We start from the raw sequence: 1,234 nt of genomic DNA, 5'->3' as shown, positions 1-1,234 counted from the left end.
TGGCTAAAGAAAAATTTGAACGTAATAAACCACACGTAAACGTGGGTACAATCGGTCACGTCGACCATGGTAAAACAACGCTAACTGCTGCAATCTCAGCTGTTTTAACCAAAACTTACGGTGGTGAAGTTAAAGATTTCGCACAAATCGATAACGCTCCAGAAGAGCGTGAGCGCGGTATTACAATTAATACTTCTCACATCGAATATGACACACCTACTCGTCACTACGCACACGTAGATTGTCCTGGTCACGCCGATTATGTTAAAAACATGATTACTGGTGCTGCTCAAATGGATGGCGCTATCTTAGTAGTTGCTGCTACAGATGGTCCTATGCCACAAACACGTGAGCACATCCTGCTTTCACGTCAGGTTGGTGTACCTTTCATCATCGTATTCATGAACAAATGTGACATGGTTGACGATGAAGAACTACTTGAATTAGTAGAAATGGAAGTTCGTGAACTTCTTTCTGAATATGACTTCCCAGGTGATGACTTACCAGTTATCCAAGGTTCTGCGCTTAAAGCTCTTGAAGGCGATTCAGCTTGGGAACCAAAGATTATCGAACTAGCAGAAGCGTTAGATTCGTACATCCCTGAGCCAGAGCGTGACATCGATAAGCCGTTCCTACTTCCAATTGAAGATGTATTCTCAATTTCAGGTCGTGGTACAGTTGTTACTGGTCGTGTTGAGCGTGGTATCATCCGCGTTGGTGAAGAAGTTGAAATCGTTGGTGTTAAAGAAACGACTAAGACTACTTGTACTGGTGTTGAAATGTTCCGCAAGCTTCTTGACGAAGGTCGTGCTGGCGAAAACTGTGGTGTTCTTTTACGTGGTACTAAGCGTGAAGACGTTGAACGTGGTCAAGTATTGGCACAGCCAGGTACTATCACACCTCACACTACTTTCGAATCAGAAGTATACGTACTAAGCAAAGAAGAAGGCGGACGTCACACTCCATTCTTCAAAGGTTACCGTCCACAGTTCTACTTCCGTACAACTGACGTAACTGGTACTATCGAGCTTCCAGAAGGCGTAGAAATGGTAATGCCTGGTGATAACATCAAAATGGTTGTTACACTAATCTACCCAATCGCGATGGACGACGGTTTACGTTTCGCTATCCGTGAAGGTGGCCGTACTGTTGGTGCTGGTGTTGTAGCTAAAATCGTTGCTTAATAGCGACCTTTAGTTAACACTTTAAAAAGGAAGCTTCGGCTTCCTTTTTT

Annotated in this window: 1 protein-coding gene; it reads left to right on the top strand. The window is 43.8% G+C overall.

The window, feature by feature from the left end; genetic code table 11:
• A partial coding sequence (tuf, locus tag AB4153_RS21420; RefSeq protein WP_371998604.1) for an elongation factor Tu occupies positions 1–1,184 on the top strand: 1,184 nt, incomplete at its 5' end.
• Positions 1,185–1,234: the final 50 nt, after the last annotated feature.

Origin of the sequence: Shewanella sp. 10N.286.52.E4 (genome assembly GCF_041468785.1) — a bacterium.
GTDB classification, from domain to species: Bacteria; Pseudomonadota; Gammaproteobacteria; order Enterobacterales; family Shewanellaceae; genus Shewanella; species Shewanella electrodiphila.
This window is presented reverse-complemented; position numbering and strand designations above follow the sequence as displayed.